Annotated in this window: 13 protein-coding genes, 2 pseudogenes and 1 riboswitch; of the genes and pseudogenes, 11 read left to right on the top strand and 4 right to left on the bottom strand. The window is 34.1% G+C overall.

Annotated elements, in window-relative coordinates:
- Positions 1–33 precede the first annotated feature (33 nt).
- From BN349_RS18580 to BN349_RS18555, 6 genes are all read left to right on the top strand, one after another.
- The gene (locus BN349_RS18580; RefSeq protein WP_019243848.1) at positions 34–582 is read left to right on the top strand and encodes a sulfurtransferase TusA family protein; all 549 of its coding nucleotides are present in this window, start codon (positions 34–36) and stop codon (positions 580–582) included.
- 81 nt (positions 583–663) lie between these two features.
- Positions 664–1,059, top strand: a complete 396-nt coding sequence (locus tag BN349_RS18575) for a DsrE/DsrF/DrsH-like family protein (RefSeq protein ID WP_019243847.1) — start codon at positions 664–666, stop codon at positions 1,057–1,059.
- Positions 1,060–1,098: 39 nt separating this feature from the next.
- Complete coding sequence (locus BN349_RS18570; protein ID WP_019243846.1) at positions 1,099–2,226, top strand: MBL fold metallo-hydrolase; 1,128 nt, start codon at positions 1,099–1,101, stop codon at positions 2,224–2,226.
- 121 nt (positions 2,227–2,347) lie between these two features.
- Positions 2,348–2,578, top strand: coding sequence for a sulfurtransferase TusA family protein (locus BN349_RS18565; RefSeq protein WP_026089384.1), 231 nt, complete (start codon positions 2,348–2,350; stop codon positions 2,576–2,578).
- A 429-nt stretch (positions 2,579–3,007) separates the two neighbouring features.
- Positions 3,008–3,784, top strand: a complete 777-nt coding sequence (locus BN349_RS18560; protein ID WP_019243844.1) for a sulfite exporter TauE/SafE family protein — start codon at positions 3,008–3,010, stop codon at positions 3,782–3,784.
- Between the two features lie 95 nt (positions 3,785–3,879).
- Positions 3,880–4,347, top strand: coding sequence for an Hsp20/alpha crystallin family protein (locus BN349_RS18555; protein WP_019243843.1), 468 nt, complete (start codon positions 3,880–3,882; stop codon positions 4,345–4,347).
- A gap of 622 nt (positions 4,348–4,969) precedes the next feature.
- Here BN349_RS18555 and katA read toward each other — a convergent pair.
- The 3 genes from katA to BN349_RS25055 all read right to left on the bottom strand — a co-directional run bounded on the left by katA (position 4,970) and on the right by BN349_RS25055 (position 9,845).
- Positions 4,970–6,433: a catalase KatA gene (gene katA, locus BN349_RS18550; RefSeq protein ID WP_019243842.1), complete on the bottom strand. Its 1,464-nt coding sequence runs from the start codon at positions 6,431–6,433 to the stop codon at positions 4,970–4,972.
- A 559-nt stretch (positions 6,434–6,992) separates the two neighbouring features.
- Entirely contained in the window at positions 6,993–9,173 is a 2,181-nt protein-coding gene (locus BN349_RS18545) for an MMPL family transporter (RefSeq protein WP_019243841.1), read from the bottom strand.
- A 108-nt stretch (positions 9,174–9,281) separates the two neighbouring features.
- Positions 9,282–9,845: a TetR/AcrR family transcriptional regulator gene (locus tag BN349_RS25055; RefSeq protein WP_019243840.1), complete on the bottom strand. Its 564-nt coding sequence runs from the start codon at positions 9,843–9,845 to the stop codon at positions 9,282–9,284.
- A 238-nt stretch (positions 9,846–10,083) separates the two neighbouring features.
- Between BN349_RS25055 and BN349_RS24325 the strand changes: the two genes are divergently transcribed.
- The 3 genes from BN349_RS24325 (at position 10,084) to BN349_RS18520 (ending at position 12,091) form a co-directional block, all read left to right on the top strand.
- Entirely contained in the window at positions 10,084–10,407 is a 324-nt protein-coding gene (locus tag BN349_RS24325; protein ID WP_019243839.1) for a hypothetical protein, read from the top strand.
- A gap of 721 nt (positions 10,408–11,128) precedes the next feature.
- Positions 11,129–11,234, top strand: a riboswitch (guanidine-I (ykkC/yxkD leader).
- Between the two features lie 201 nt (positions 11,235–11,435).
- Positions 11,436–11,777 carry a DMT family transporter gene (locus tag BN349_RS18525; RefSeq protein WP_019243837.1) on the top strand — a complete coding sequence of 114 codons (342 nt, stop codon included), beginning with the start codon at positions 11,436–11,438 and terminating at the stop codon, positions 11,775–11,777.
- On the top strand, positions 11,777–12,091 hold the full coding sequence (locus BN349_RS18520; protein ID WP_019243836.1) for a DMT family transporter: 315 nt from the start codon (positions 11,777–11,779) through the stop codon (positions 12,089–12,091). The genes BN349_RS18525 and BN349_RS18520 overlap by 1 nt, the downstream gene beginning before the upstream one ends.
- Positions 12,092–12,437: 346 nt before the next feature.
- Here BN349_RS18520 and BN349_RS25515 read toward each other — a convergent pair.
- A pseudogene (locus tag BN349_RS25515) lies at positions 12,438–12,757 on the bottom strand (DUF2294 domain-containing protein).
- Between the two features lie 22 nt (positions 12,758–12,779).
- Between BN349_RS25515 and BN349_RS24320 the strand changes: the two are divergent.
- Both BN349_RS24320 and rodA read left to right on the top strand, forming a co-directional pair.
- Positions 12,780–13,310 (top strand): annotated as a pseudogene (locus BN349_RS24320) (universal stress protein); the annotation flags it as partial.
- Positions 13,311–13,719: 409 nt separating this feature from the next.
- Entirely contained in the window at positions 13,720–14,892 is a 1,173-nt protein-coding gene (rodA, locus tag BN349_RS18510; RefSeq protein ID WP_019243834.1) for a rod shape-determining protein RodA, read from the top strand.
- Positions 14,893–14,908 lie beyond the last annotated feature (16 nt).

Below are 14,908 nucleotides of genomic sequence, written 5' to 3'. Positions count from 1 at the left end.
CTCGTTTGGGAAAAGGATGTAGGAGGAATATGGATGGGAATTAAAGTTGATGTAACTTTAGATGCAAAAGGGCTAGCATGCCCAATGCCAATAGTAAGAACAAAAAAAGCAATGAATACATTAGAATCTGGTCAAGTGTTAGAGGTAGAAGCAACAGATAAAGGATCTAAGACTGATATCAAAGCATGGGCAGAAAGTACAGGACATCAGTATATTGGTACGGTTGAAGAAGGCGATGTTTTAAAGCACTATTTAAGAAAAGCTTCAGGAGAAGAAAAAAGTGAGCGTAAGCATCCAAATGTAGTCAGCAATAAGCAACTGCAGGAAAAGCTACAAGCTGATAAGTCTATCGTTGTAGTCGATGTGCGTGAATCTGCTGAATTTGCATTTAATCATATACCTGGGGCAGTATCTATTCCTTTAGGTGAGCTCGACCAACGACTTTCAGAATTAAACCAAGATGATGCAATTTTTGTGGTATGCAGATCTGGCAATAGAAGTGATATGGCAGCACAAAAATTATCAGCAAATGGTTTCAAACATGTAACTAATGTCGTACCAGGTATGAGTGAATGGTCATAATGTAAGAGGAAAATAAATGACATTACCTAGTGTGATAAAGCATTAGGTAATGTATAACCGAATATTTAAGGAGAGTTCAACATGAGTAAAAGAGTAGCAATTATTGCAAGTAATGGTGGATTATTCGATGCTTACAAAGTATTTAATATAGCTAATGCGGCAGCGGCAACGGACCAAGAAGTAACAGTTTTCTTTACATTCGAAGGTTTAAATTTAATTCATAAGGCAGCCAACCAACAGCTTGCTATGCCAGAAGGCAAAGAACATTTTGCGGAAGGCTTTAAGAAGGCAAATGTTCCTTCTATTCCAGAACTAGTATCTATGGCACAAGAAATGGGTGTGAAATTTATTGGTTGCCAAATGACGATGGATGTAATGGGACTTACTGAAGAAGATTTTGTAGACGGTATTGAAGTTGGTGGAGCAGTAACGTTTTTAGATTTTGCAAAAGATGCTGATGTAACATTAACGTTTTAATTTTTAAACCAAAATATACCTATGGGGGTAATTGAAGAAATGGCAATGAACATGATGACTGCTAAAGAAGTAACGAAGAAAGTTATGAATAAGGACTCTTTATTTATATTAGATGTACGAAATGAAACAGATTTCGCTGATTGGAAAATTGAAGGAGAAAACTTTGACTATTTAAATGTACCATATTTTGAATTGCTAGATGGTGTAGAAGGAATTATGGATAAAATTCCAAATAATAAAGAAGTCTTAGTTGTTTGTGCGAAAGAAGGATCATCTATTATGGTAGCAGAAATGTTATCTGATGAGGGCCTTACAGTATCCTATCTTCAAGGTGGAATGAAAGCTTGGAGTGAATACCTAGAGCCTGTAAAGGTGGGAGATTTAAAAGATGGCGGCGAAATCTATCAATTCGTTCGTATCGGAAAAGGTTGCTTATCGTATATGGTTTTATCAAATGGAGAAGCAGCAATCATTGATGCAACACGTTTAACAGATGTATTTATTGATTTTGCAAAAGCTAAAGGTGCGACAATCAAACATGTTTTTGATACACATTTACACGCTGACCATATTTCCGGTGGACGTCAAATTGCCGCAGCAACAGGTGCAGTATATTGGTTACCTCCAAAGGACGCAGAAGAGGTTGTATTTGAGTATGAGAAATTAGAAGGTGGCAATGACGTAAGTATTGGTCACACTACAATCAATATTCATGCATTATACTCTCCGGGGCATACAATTGGTTCAACATCTTTTGTTGTAGATGAGAAATTCTTATTAACTGGTGATATTTTATTCATTGATTCTATTGGACGTCCAGACTTGGCTGGTCTAGCAGATGATTGGGTTGGCGATTTACGCGAAACTTTATATAAACGTTATAAAGAATTGTCTGAAGAGCTAATTGTATTACCTGCTCATTTTATGATTATTGATGAGTTAAATGATGATGGAAGTGTTTCTGAAAAACTAGGTACATTATTCGCCCAAAATCATGGTTTAAATATAGAAGATGAAGAAGAGTTTAGAAATATAGTATCTAAAAATCTTCCTCCACAACCTAATGCGTATCAAGAAATTCGTAAAACAAACATGGGAAGAATTACACCAAATGAAGAAGAGCAACGTGAAATGGAAATTGGCCCAAATCGTTGTGCAGTTCGATAAAGGGAAGCTTTAATCTTAAAATAAGAATCTACTAATCATTAGCCTAAAGGTTTGTACGTCAGATTTAGCTTAAATATCAAAAGTAAAACCAAAAACAATGAAAAGGATGAGAATAAATATGATTAAATCAGATCAAGTACTAGATGCAAAGGGATTAGCATGTCCAATGCCAATCGTAAGAACAAAAAAAGCTATTAATAGTTTAGAGGTTGGCCAAGTATTAGAGGTTCATGCAACAGATAGAGGATCATTAAAAGATTTAACAGCTTGGACGAAATCAACAAGACATGAGTTGCTTGATTCATTAGAAGATAATGGGGTATATAAATTTTGGGTGAAAAAGAGTGAATAAAAGATAGTGAGAGAGGCTGTCTAAAAAGGGAGTATCAATCCCTTTTTAGACGCCTCTACGCTTCAATGTCTGTATTGTTATTTTCTTAGAAAAATTGATTTATAGCGCTTTGTGATGTGTCTGGCTTTATTTTGCTTCTTTTACAAAAGACCTTTTGAGTCAACCACTTTTGCTCTTTTCTAAGGCTATCTTTAAAGGTTTGTTGTTTTAAATAAGTACGGTGAATAAATCGGTTGAAATAAAGGAGCGTAAGTCTTTAGACTCTTTCGGGAAAAAACGAAATAGGTGACACCCACCAGCGCACTCATCGCCGATACCAGAATTAAGCCTATACTCACTACTAGACAACAAACTATGAGAAAATAGCCTTTCTAAAAATAAAAAATGATCCTCATTAACTGATTTAGTAAAGAAGGGAGGAAATTCACTATGGATTTTGGCTTTATATTAACGATATTTTTAATCGGGTTAATAGGCTCCTTCATCTCAGGAATGGTTGGTATAGGAGGCTCTATCATTAATTACCCGATGCTATTATATATTCCTCCATTATTAGGATTTACGGCTTTTAGTGCACATGAGGTTTCGGGTATTAGTGCTATTCAAGTCGTTTTTGCAACAGTAGGAGGAGTATGGGCTTATAGAAAGAGCGGTTATTTAAACAAAAATTTAATATTGTTTATGGGCTCAGCGATTTTAATAGGTAGCTTTGTGGGTGGGTACGGTTCGCAATTAATGCCGGAGTCGACTGTAAATATCATTTATGCAATTTTGGCTACAATAGCAACGATAATGATGTTTATTCCGAAAAAAGGCTTAGATGATATACCTGCAGACCAAGTAAAGTACAATAAATTATTAGCAATGTTCTTAGCATTAATTGTCGGATTGGCAGCTGGGATTGTTGGAGCTGGAGGCTCTTTTATTTTGGTTCCCATTATGTTAGTAGTTTTAAAGATTCCTACAAGGATAACGATTGCCACTTCTCTTGCGATTGCCTTTATTTCATCAATCGGCTCAACCATTGGTAAAGTCACAACTGGTCAGATTTCCTATTTACCGGCACTGGTGCTAATTGTATCAAGCCTCATTGCTTCACCTATAGGCGCGAAGGTCGGCCAGAAGATGAATACAAGGATTTTACAAATTGTATTAGCTATCCTAATCATGGCGACTGCTATAAAAGTTTGGTTGGATATTATTTAGTAGTTTATTGAATAGGATCATGATGGATGTTTAAATTTTTTCAGAAGGGGTACAAATGCTTTGTAAAAGAAATTAATGAGGAGGATTATTATCTTATGAGAGCATTAAGTCGTTGGAACCCAGATAAACAGCCAATGGAACAATTTAAAAAAGAAATGAACGATGTTTTTCAACGCTTTTTTGACGATTCATTTTTCCCTTCAACAAGTTCTTTCTTTAACAAGGCAGATGTTTATACACCTGCAATGAATATTGAAGAAAAAGATGATTCGTATTTAATTGATGTAGAAGTACCAGGTGTAGATCCTAAAGATGTAGATATTCAACTAGATGGCAATATGATTGTTATTAAAGGTGAAAAACATCAAGAAAATGAAACAAAAGATGAAAATAAAAAAATGCATGTAATAGAACATAGCTATGGTTCGTTTTACCGTTCTTTCGCATTACCTGAAAATGCCGATTTGGATTCTATTACTGCAGAAAATAAAAACGGTATGTTATATATTACAGTACCTAAAAATAAAGAAAGTAAGACTCGTCGTATAGATATTAAGTCTTAATAAGATAAAAGGGGAGAAGTTTAGGGAGTTTTTCTAAACATCTTCCCTTTTTTGTATATAATTTTGAACTTAGATCGCTGTCTAGTGCCAGCGGTTATCTCCTAGTGAGCTTCCCGTTTCTCTTTTTGATAAGTTAACATCGAATTGATACGCTCTTCGTTTTTTCTTTATCTCATATGAACTGTTCCAAGGTGTTTGTACTATGAAACAAATGGAGGACCATTCAAGGATCATTAATAATCCCTATTAAGATAACCCCTCTTTCTTGCTTACTGTAGTTTTTATAAGTGGCTTTTGTAAAGTGGACTAGTCTTTTTACTGGCTGACACTTCTTTATAATACCAGTTTTCATAGCCTAATATTGATTTTGAAAGCTTTCCTTCTGAGCTAAATCGCAAATAGAAGGTATGGGGAACATGTACATTACCTATTCGGCTGCAGCTAACTCTGTCATGTCATAAATAGCTTTTTAGTGATATCCTTGTTTCAACAGATAATATAAATTAGCCCTTCTTTATCTTTTTTTGAGGATATTGCTAAGGCTTTAGGAAGCCTTAAAAAAAAGCAGCCTTTATAAAAAGGCCGCTTGAAATGAGAAATAAAATGAGATGTTACTGCATGATTAAGCTTTTTCAACTAATTCTTTTGGTACTGTTAAGCCAAGACCTTCAGCTACTGCTGTACCGTATTCAGGGTCTGCTTTGTAAAAATGGCTAATTTGAAGAAGTTTAATTTCTTCTTTTTCAACTGGTTTCATCGCTGAAACGATATTAGCTACTAAACGCGCTCTTTCTTCCGACGTTAGTAATCGATATAGATCCCCGGCTTGTGTATAGTGGTCAGCATGATCATAAGCAACACTATCAGCAACACCTGTTACAGGTAGTGATGGACGTTTGTATTCAGGTGCTTCTGCAGGTCCACTAAAGCTATTTGGTTCATAGTATACTTTACTACCACCATTATCATCTGGACGCATAAATCCGTCACGTTGATAATTATGAACAGGACATTGTGGACGGTTAATTGGAAGAGCATTATGATTTGCACCTACACGATAACGATGAGCATCTGCATATGCAAATAATCTTCCTTGAAGCATTTTATCAGGCGATACATCGATACCAGGAACGAGTGATCCAGGAGAGAAAGTAGCTTGTTCCACTTCAGCAAAGTAATTTTCAGGATTTCGGTTTAATACCATACGTCCTACTTCGATTAATGGATAATCTTTTTGTGACCATACTTTTGTAACATCGAAAGGATCAAAGCGATATTTATCCGCATCCTCAAATGGCATGATTTGAACAGATAATTTCCAAGAAGGGAAATTGCCTTCAGCAATCGCATTGAATAAGTCTTCTGTATGGAAGTCTGGATTTTCTCCAGCAATTTTTGCTGCTAAATCTACATCCATATTTTTAATGCCTTGCTCTGTTTTAAAGTGGTATTTTACCCAAACTCCTTGACCATCTGCATTTACCCATTGATATGTATGGCTTCCGTAACCATTCATGTGGCGGAATGTCGCTGGAATTCCTCTATCAGACATAAGGATTGTTACTTGATGTAATGATTCAGGAGATAGTGACCAGAAATCCCAAACAGCCGTAGGATTTTTTAAATGGGTTTGTGGATCTCTTTTTTGTGTGTGAATGAAATCAGGAAATTTAATAGCATCACGGATAAAAAATACAGGTGTATTATTACCAACTAAATCATAGTTTCCTTCTTCTGTATAGAATTTAACTGCAAAACCTCGTGGATCTCGAACTGTATCTGAAGAACCTAGCTCTCCTGCTACAGTAGAGAAACGGATGAACATCGGTGTGCGTTTTCCTACTTCAGATAAAAAAGCAGCTTTTGTATACTTTGTTAAATCGTTAGTTACTTCGAAGTAACCATGTGCTCCAGCACCTTTTGCGTGAACAACACGCTCTGGAACACGCTCTCTATTAAAGTGAGCTAATTTTTCAAGTAAATGAACATCTTGAATTAATGTTGGACCGCGTGAACCTGCTGTTTGAGAATTTTGGTTATCTCCAACAGGAGCACCCCAGCTAGTCGTTAAATGATTATTTGGCATAAGTAAATCCCCCTTATGAGTATTAACAATTTCAATAATTAAATGATAACAGTTTTCAATATAAAATCAATGCTTTTTTATAATAATTATAAAATAGGATAAATTATTTGGTTTTGTCTATTTGAATTATCAGGGTGGTAGTTATAATAAAATGAAAAATTAGAGTTTGAAATGAATACAATCATTGTTCTACATAAGAATATCCATATTGTTTTAACTTGTTGTTATATATTATTCTTTGAAAATATCACATGTATCCTAGTTGATAAAATCAAATAATTAAGAATGATATTTTCTAAATGATAATTGTGTTGTTTAAATGATAATATTGAGTCGAATCTAAGAGAAAAATGGTGTGAATAATGGAAGCGTGTCGAAAGATGTATAGTGAAAATAGGGAGATTGAATTTATTAAACATGATTTTGGGTATTCATACATTACCACATGTATACGATTTGCTTGTCAAAGGTAGGAGTATGAGAAGTATTGTTATCCTAATAAAAATAAGTAGCCCCCTAAATGAAGAAAGCTACTTATTTGTAACGATTTTTATAAAATCTATGCTGAATACGTACTTTTGATTTTATCTTTCTTTTTAAATGGCCAAAAACTCCATTTTCCAAGTAGAACAATAATAGCAGGTACAAGCATTGAACGAACGATAAATGTATCAATAAGAATACCCAATGCAACGATAAAGCCGAATGTAAACAATTCCATGATTGGCTGTGTTGTTAAAACGGCGAAAGTGGCTGCTAAAATTAAACCAGCAGAAGATATAACGCCACCAGTTAATCCTACGCCCCGCTGTACGGCATCTTTTAGTGAGAGGTGTCCGACTTCTTCTTGAATTCGAGAAACAAGCATAATATTGTAATCGACTCCTAAAGCGACTAAAAATACAAAGGTATATAAAGGAATTCTAGAGCTAATAGCATCAATATCAAATAGGTGTTCCAATAGCCACATTCCTAATCCTAACGCAGAGAAATAGGATAAGAGAATTGTCCCCATCATATAGATTGGTGCAATGATGGAGCGTGTTAAAATACCAAGCATGATTGTAATAAAGATTGTAACAAGAGTTACAACAATTAGTGTATCTCTGTCATTAGCACGGTCTACGTCAGCTTGATGAGCAGTTTCACCAGAAAAATATAGAGATGAATCAGCCCTTAAATCGCTTGATTTTAAGAATGTATTCGATTTACTTTGAAGTTTTTTCACTGTATCGATTGCTTCTAATGAATACGGATTATCCGTTAATGTAATGGTAAATTTAGCTGCTTTTCCATCTTCGGATAATATAGCTTCAGGATTCATTTTTAACATATCTATTGAAGGAGAAACACTTTCCACTCCGTCTTGTTTTGAGATGTCTTCAGCAAGTGATGCTAGTTTTTCATTATCAATTCCATCTTTAGATTCGATTAAAACGTTTGTTGGAGCTAAACTTCCTGGTGAATATTTATTTTCAAGAATCTCAAATCCTTGGCGAGACTCTAAGTCATCAGGGAATGATTTTAATAAGTTAAAAGAATAATGTATGTTAAACACATTAAAAGAGAATGTTAACATAATTATTGTAATGATCGTTGCCACAATTCCTGGTTTTTTTGATACAAAGGAACCAAACTTATTCCAAATGGTATGTTTGTTTTTAAGGGGCTTATTAGGTTTCGGGATAAATGGCCAAAAGGCTACTTTTCCGAATAAAGTGAATAAAGCAGGTACAAGTGTAAGCCCACCAATGACGATAATTAGCATAGCGATTGAAAATACAGGAGCGAAGTTTCGGTATGCTGCATCAGATGCAAAGAACAGTATTAACACTGAAACAATTACTGTAGCTCCACTAAAGAAAATGGGTTTAGCGACTTGCTTCATAGCATTTGTCATGCTTTCATATTTATTGTTTGAAACAGCTAATTCTTCACGAAATCTTGCAAAAACAAAGAGTGAATAATCGGTAATAGCTGCAAACAATAAAATCGACATGATGGATAATGTTTGAGAATCAAGAAAAACGCCTGCTTTTCCTGCTAATCCTAATGTTTGATTCACCACTTGATAGACAATTCCACAAGCAAGTAATGGAATAATAGCTAATAATGGTGAACGGTAAATAACAATGAGTAAAACTAAAATGAGTGCAACAGTTGAAAGTATTAATACAACGTCAGCATTCTCAAATAATTTTGTAGCATCTGAGGCGATTGCTGCAGGACCGGTCATTTTGTATGTTACTGAATCTGCGACGTTTTCTTTTGCTATCTTTTCAATTTTTTCTAGAGTTTTTGTAATCGTTTTTGTTTCTAAATCTGCTTGTAATGTAACAGGTAATGTAAGACTAGTTTTGTCTTCTGATAAGAAGGACTGCTGTACCTGAGGTGGTAGTTGATATAATGGCAATACTTCTTTAATGTTTTTGTTATTCAGTTCTTCAATATTTTTACTTGTGTTAGCAATACTAGAGATTTCTTTATCAGATAATGCTTTTTCTGAGGTAAATACTAGTATAGCTGGTGTTCCCTTATCCTTAGAAAAGTATTGGTCCGTTACTCTAGCTGCTTGTTCAGTTAACGAATCTTCAGGTAAACCACTACCCTCTTGTTTACTTACTTCTTCCTTTGCTGTTGGAGCAACTACCGATAAAACGATAGCAAGTAATAGCCATATTCCGATTGTAATGCCTACCCCTTTTTTGGAACGTGTTAATTTGGACACACTTTTGAACATGAAAACAATCCCCCTTTATTTCCGACACATATGTCGATAATGATGAAAAATTTTTCTTTCATTGAATACAGTAAAATTATGCCATAGTAAAAGAAATGGCGTCAATGATTATGCACCAACGCCATGGAGTATAAGATCTAGCATTTCCGTTAACCTTTCTTCTTCTGTCTGCTTCTGAAAATTTGGTATTTGTATTAAATTGAACATCATATGGGAAATCAATATTTCATTGACATTTTTACGTATTAATCCTTTTTCCTTTGCCTCATTTATAAGTTCTAGACTATATAAATAAATTTGTCTCGAAAGTTCTCGAACAGGCTTTGTTCGCTCGGATTCCTTCAATTCTTCCTCTATTTGTGTTAGCACAATGATTACTTGTTGAACATGAGAGTATTTTAGAAAAATTCGTAAAAATTCTTTGAATTTTTCTTTTATATTTGATATTTGTAGAACCTTTTTACACTCCTCTACACGTTCAAATGCAAAGGAATGAATATAAGCGATAATTAATTCTTCCTTATTCGCATAGTATTCATAAATTGTGCTCCTTCCAACTTCTAGACGTTCGGCTAATAGACGGAAATGGAAGGAATTATAGCCTTTTTCTAATAAAAGCTTTTCTGTCTCTATCATTAATTGGTGATGGTTGATCCTTTTCTTTCTAGCCATGAAATGTATATTCCTTTCTAGTGAGATATATTTAAGCTAGCTATTATTATGTAAAGTTTAGTTCGTGAGTGAATGAAAAATTGCTATCTATTGAAGCTTTTTCTCTATTATGCCATGTGATACGAAACCCTACAATTGTGAGCAGTTGAAAATGCATTATTAAACATTTGGTAGTTCGTTATGAATCTAACAGTATTTTTTAGTATAATAATTGATAGGTTAATGAAGGAGGAAAACGATGTCTGAGGTTAAAGAATGGTTAGATCGCATGTTTTCAGAGTTTCCAGATGAACAGTTAACAGAGGAAAAAAAGAAAAAAATTGAAGCAGAGCTGAATCAATTCTTCATTAAACAAAAATTTAAAGAAACAAAAATACAAAATCGCAAAAGGTATATTAGAAAATTAAATTTAGGATATTCCGTTTGTGGGAGTATTTTAATTATTTTAATGTTTGTCTTTATGAACTTTTACTATTCACCGCAAACTATTTGGTTTGTTTATCCTACTTTCGCAGTATTATGGTGGCCGCTAACAATGTTGTTTCTTTATTTAAGGGCATGATTAGGAGGAGTAAATGGGTAAAGTAGGAATGAGTATTATCTCTATCATTAGCGGAATGATCATATTCTTTTTTTAGTTGTAAATTATATGACTACTCCAGGTTATCCATGGTTTGTCTATCCATTTTTTATTATTTTGCTAGGTTTGATTACATATATTTTTATAGACCAAAACAAATATAAAATGTACTGTCTAAGTGTAAGTTTGTGGCTGTCTCTTTTTCTGTTCGTTATAAATATCATACATACGCCTTCTGTATTATGGTTCTTATTGGCGGTCTATCCTATTTTAGGATGGTCAATATTGCTTTTTTTAGGTAATCGTTGCTTAAATGCACCAATTGCATGGTTCGGAGCCATCTTAACTATTATCTATTATGGAGTGCTAAATATCATATTTGGATTGGAGTATCTGTGGTTTATTTATCCGACATTTATTGTATTGTGGTGGCCACTTGTAGTTTATTTTATACGGAAAAAAAATCACTTATCATTTTCTATAATAGGCACACTTTTAATTTGTGCATTTTTCATAATGGTTAATGTAATTTCTTCACCGAAAACTATTTGGGCAGTTTACCCTATTTTTGTTACTTTGTGGTGGCCGTTAACCATCTATTTTTATTTATACTTATTAAGGAACTTTGACAAACAAAAGTAATTTATGATAGGTTGTTAATATAGAAATGATTTCGTTACGTTTTGACAAATATATATCAATGACAAATGTTTTCTAGGGTTCCGTAGCTTTATAGCTAGACTGGTCCGAGAGAAGACTCATTGCAGACAATGTGTGCGATGACACGGAAGGATAAAAGCCTGGGAGAATAAGCGATTTTGCTATTCTTCTGGGTTTTTTTTATGGTTCTTTTAAGTGTTGTTAAACGTTATGGTTGAACTCTGCAAAAAGAAAAAAGGCGAATATCTGTGAGAAGTACTTGAGATAAGCAAGAGAGCTTGTCACTCTCTTCTTGAAATCGAATTTATATGGAAAAATGTAACGAAAATGAAGTATGAGGGGGAAAACGGGTGAACAAGAATTGGGCAAAAGTATTTATAGCGGCCTTTTTTGAGGTATTCTGGGTTATTGGTTTAAAGCATGCAGATGATTTTTGGAGCTGGTCTGCGACTATTGTAAGTATAGCAGTAAGCTTTTATTTAATGATTATGGCAGGAAAAGATTTACCGGTTGGAACAGTTTACGCAGTCTTTGTAGGTCTTGGAACGGCAGGAACAGTCTTCTCAGAAATAGTCTTCTTTGGTGAGCCTTTTAATGTTATTAAAGTTTTATTAATCGTAGTGCTGCTAGTTGGAGTTGTTGGATTAAAACTCGTTACAAAAGAACAGACACATGAAGGGGGAGAAGTGTAATGGCATGGATTAGTTTGATTGTGGCTGGTATGTGTGAGATGGTTGGAGTCGTAATGATTAATCAATTTCATTCTAAAAAAAATGGCGCTTCCTTCTTTTTTATGTTATTGGCTTTCATTGGAAGTTTCGTCTTTTTAGCAATTGCTATGCTAGAGTTGCCGATGGGAACAGCCTATGCCATTTGGACTGGGATAGGCGCATCTGGAGGAGCCGTTTTAGGAATATTCCTCTTCAATGAGCCTAAAAATAGCTGGCGCATATTCTTTATTTTTCTGATTCTTGCTTCAGCTGTTGGATTAAAGCTAGTTTCATAAAGGGATAAAAATGGTACGCTTTTGTCTTTTGTATGGAAAGTTTTCTCTGATACTAGTATCAGTCCATCATACTTAGAGCAGAACGCCAGGCAGTCTGTAGCCTCTTTTATAAGTTTTTTTAAAAAACCAGTTTAATAAATACAATGAGTATAAAAATTTTGATTGGTGAGTAAGGGAAGAGACTCCCTCTTGTGGGAGCAGAGGGAAAGGTAAGCCCCAAAGGCACTATGTGCCGAGGAGGCTAACCGCCTGAACTGTGGAAAGCAAGCATCCTGGAGCGGAATTAATTTGCTAACATTTCCTACATGTTGATAAGCTATAAAGTTTGTAAAAACGCTTTTTATAATTAATCTGAAGAAGACATCTCTAATGACCTTACGACATCTCTATCCATGATAAACACTTCAATTCGTTCTCCTGTTTTTGTACTAATATCGCTATGGCTAGAAAGAACTTTACAATTTGTCAGACGTTCCACGATTTCCTCGAAATTGTGACTATACATTTCACGGAGTATTTGACGAGCTTTTTACCATTTTCGTGTTTAACTAAATGTTTTTCTTCAACTGTTAATACACCTTTAAAACGAATAATGATCATATCTTGAACTATATACGTTTTAGTTTCCTGAGGTCCTCGTCCGATTAATTCACGTTGTAATTTTATAAAAGCCTCACTTAATTCATTTGAACAATTTCTTCAAAATTTCTTTACTTCAAATAATTTGTCTGCATTAAGAGAACTTGTATTACGTGAAATAGCGAATGATGTAGATGAAAAAATTGAAGAAGATGATAATCTAGTTCATGGTCCTATCGGAGTTTATGACCGAATACTTGTGTGTGTGCACTATGGTCCAACTGCAGAAAAATTAATTCGCAGGGGATGGAGAATGGCACACCGTTTAAGAGCGGAACTATATATATTAAATATTGCATCAGAAAAGGAAGCTTCCTTTTCTATTGAAAAACAACAAAAAGTAAAGTTATGGAAGGGATTAGCAAATGAATTTAATACTACCTTTATAATAGAAGAAAAAAAGCATTTTAAACCAGCATCTATCATAATTGAAGTAGCAAAAAAATATCGAATTACACATATCATATTGGGACAGTCTGCTCGAACAAGATGGGAGGAAATACGAAAAGGATCTATTGTAAACAGCATTATGCGAGGGTTAAAGAATACAGATATAACAATTGTATCTGATGGAAGATAGCTTTATTTTCTAGAAAGATTCTCATTAATAGGATTTTTAAATAACTATTTTGAAATAGGCTGTGTCTCATGTTGTATGGATATTCATATGTAATTAAGAAATAAATGAGAAAATCGAGAAAGACAGGAAATGAGCAAGGATATTGGTACTCGGTAAATATGAAGCCATCGGATTAGAGCCATGATCACAAACGAGAAATAAAATGCTATTTGAAATGATGAGAATAAATCCATGTAATATACAAAGCTTAAAGACGAAGCCTTTTTCGTATTTTAAGCTTTTTTTGCCATTGAAATTATATCCATATGAGGTTTCTCAGTTGTGCTTTTTTCATCTTGAAGTATAATATTAAAGTATCAAAATTAGAGGAACGAACATTCCTTATCATTAATAATAAGGAGATTAACTCGTGCAACCAGTAAAATTTCGAACATCTAGAATAGATTACTCATTGGTTTTAATTTTATTTCTCCTTTTCCTAAGTAGCTGTTTAGCTATATATAGTGCTCAAACTACTGGACAGTATGGGGAGAATTTTTTAGTTAAACAAATTGTATGGTATGTTGCTGGTGTTGGATTGATATTAAGTGTTATTACATTAGATTCAGATCAATTAAGAAAGATTTCATGGTATGCATACGGACTAGGAATAGCCTTGCTTGCTTTTCTAGTTGTTGCTCCTAGTAACATAGCTCCTGTAATTAATGGAGCGAAAAGCTGGTTTAAAGTACCTGGCATGGGTTCTTTGCAACCGTCAGAATTTATGAAAATCTTTTTAATTTTAGCGCTAGCTAATGTTATCACAACACACCATGCTAAGAATGTTATAAAAACGGTCAAAAGTGATTTTTGGCTTTTAATAAAAATGGGATTAGTAACGGCATTACCGTTGATTTTTATTATGCAACAACCTGACCTTGGAACAGCACTAGTTATGCTTTCTATATTAGTAGGAACGGTTTTTGTTTCAGGTATCACATGGAAAATACTTGTTCCGATATTTGCTGGTGGAACCGTATTAGCTACAACCATTTTATCTTTGGTATTATGGGCACCTGAAGTGTTAGAAAAATATTTAGGTGTAAAACAGTATCAATTTGGTCGTATTTATTCATGGTTGGATCCATACAATTACGAAAGTTCTACAGGTTTTCACCTAACAAGATCCTTGTTGGCAATAGGGTCAGGGGAAACAACAGGTAAAGGTATCGGAAACAGGGAAGTATATTTACCAGAAAGTCATTCAGATTTTATATTTAGCGTCATTGGAGAAGAGTTCGGATTTGTAGGAGCAAGTATTGTTGTGAGTTTATTTTTCTTGTTAATTTATCACATCATACGAATTGCAATGAATACAAAAAACCAATTCTATACTTATATATGCGTAGGTATTATTTCGATGATTACATTTCACGTTTTCCAAAATATCGGAATGACAATAGGTTTACTCCCTATTACAGGTATCCCACTTCCTTTTATAAGCTATGGAGGTAGTTCATTACTAGGCAATATGCTAGGAATGGGAATTATTTTTAGCATAGGATATCATTACAAAAAATATATGTTTTCAACTGAAAAATAGCGATAAAAAAGCATTC

Origin of the sequence: Bacillus sp. AP8 (genome assembly GCF_000321185.1) — a bacterium.
Taxonomy (GTDB): Bacteria; Bacillota; Bacilli; order Bacillales; family DSM-1321; genus Bacillus_AD; species Bacillus_AD massilioanorexius.
Note: the sequence above shows the minus strand (reverse complement) of the source record. Positions and strands in the feature narration are given on the sequence as shown.

Bases quoted from the DNA above. Each gene is read 5' to 3' on its own strand.
- katA (WP_019243842.1), bottom strand. From the start codon at position 6,433: ATGCCAAATAATCATTTAACGACTAGCTGGGGTGCTCCTGTTGGAGAT.
- BN349_RS18545 (WP_019243841.1), bottom strand. From the start codon at position 9,173: ATGTTCAAAAGTGTGTCCAAATTAACACGTTCCAAAAAAGGGGTAGGC.
- BN349_RS18560 (WP_019243844.1), top strand. From the start codon at position 3,008: ATGGATTTTGGCTTTATATTAACGATATTTTTAATCGGGTTAATAGGC.
- BN349_RS24325 (WP_019243839.1), top strand. From the start codon at position 10,084: ATGTCTGAGGTTAAAGAATGGTTAGATCGCATGTTTTCAGAGTTTCCA.
- BN349_RS25055 (WP_019243840.1), bottom strand. From the start codon at position 9,845: ATGGCTAGAAAGAAAAGGATCAACCATCACCAATTAATGATAGAGACA.
- BN349_RS18555 (WP_019243843.1), top strand. From the start codon at position 3,880: ATGAGAGCATTAAGTCGTTGGAACCCAGATAAACAGCCAATGGAACAA.
- BN349_RS18575 (WP_019243847.1), top strand. From the start codon at position 664: ATGAGTAAAAGAGTAGCAATTATTGCAAGTAATGGTGGATTATTCGAT.
- BN349_RS18580 (WP_019243848.1), top strand. From the start codon at position 34: ATGGGAATTAAAGTTGATGTAACTTTAGATGCAAAAGGGCTAGCATGC.
- BN349_RS18570 (WP_019243846.1), top strand. From the start codon at position 1,099: ATGGCAATGAACATGATGACTGCTAAAGAAGTAACGAAGAAAGTTATG.
- BN349_RS18520 (WP_019243836.1), top strand. From the start codon at position 11,777: ATGGCATGGATTAGTTTGATTGTGGCTGGTATGTGTGAGATGGTTGGA.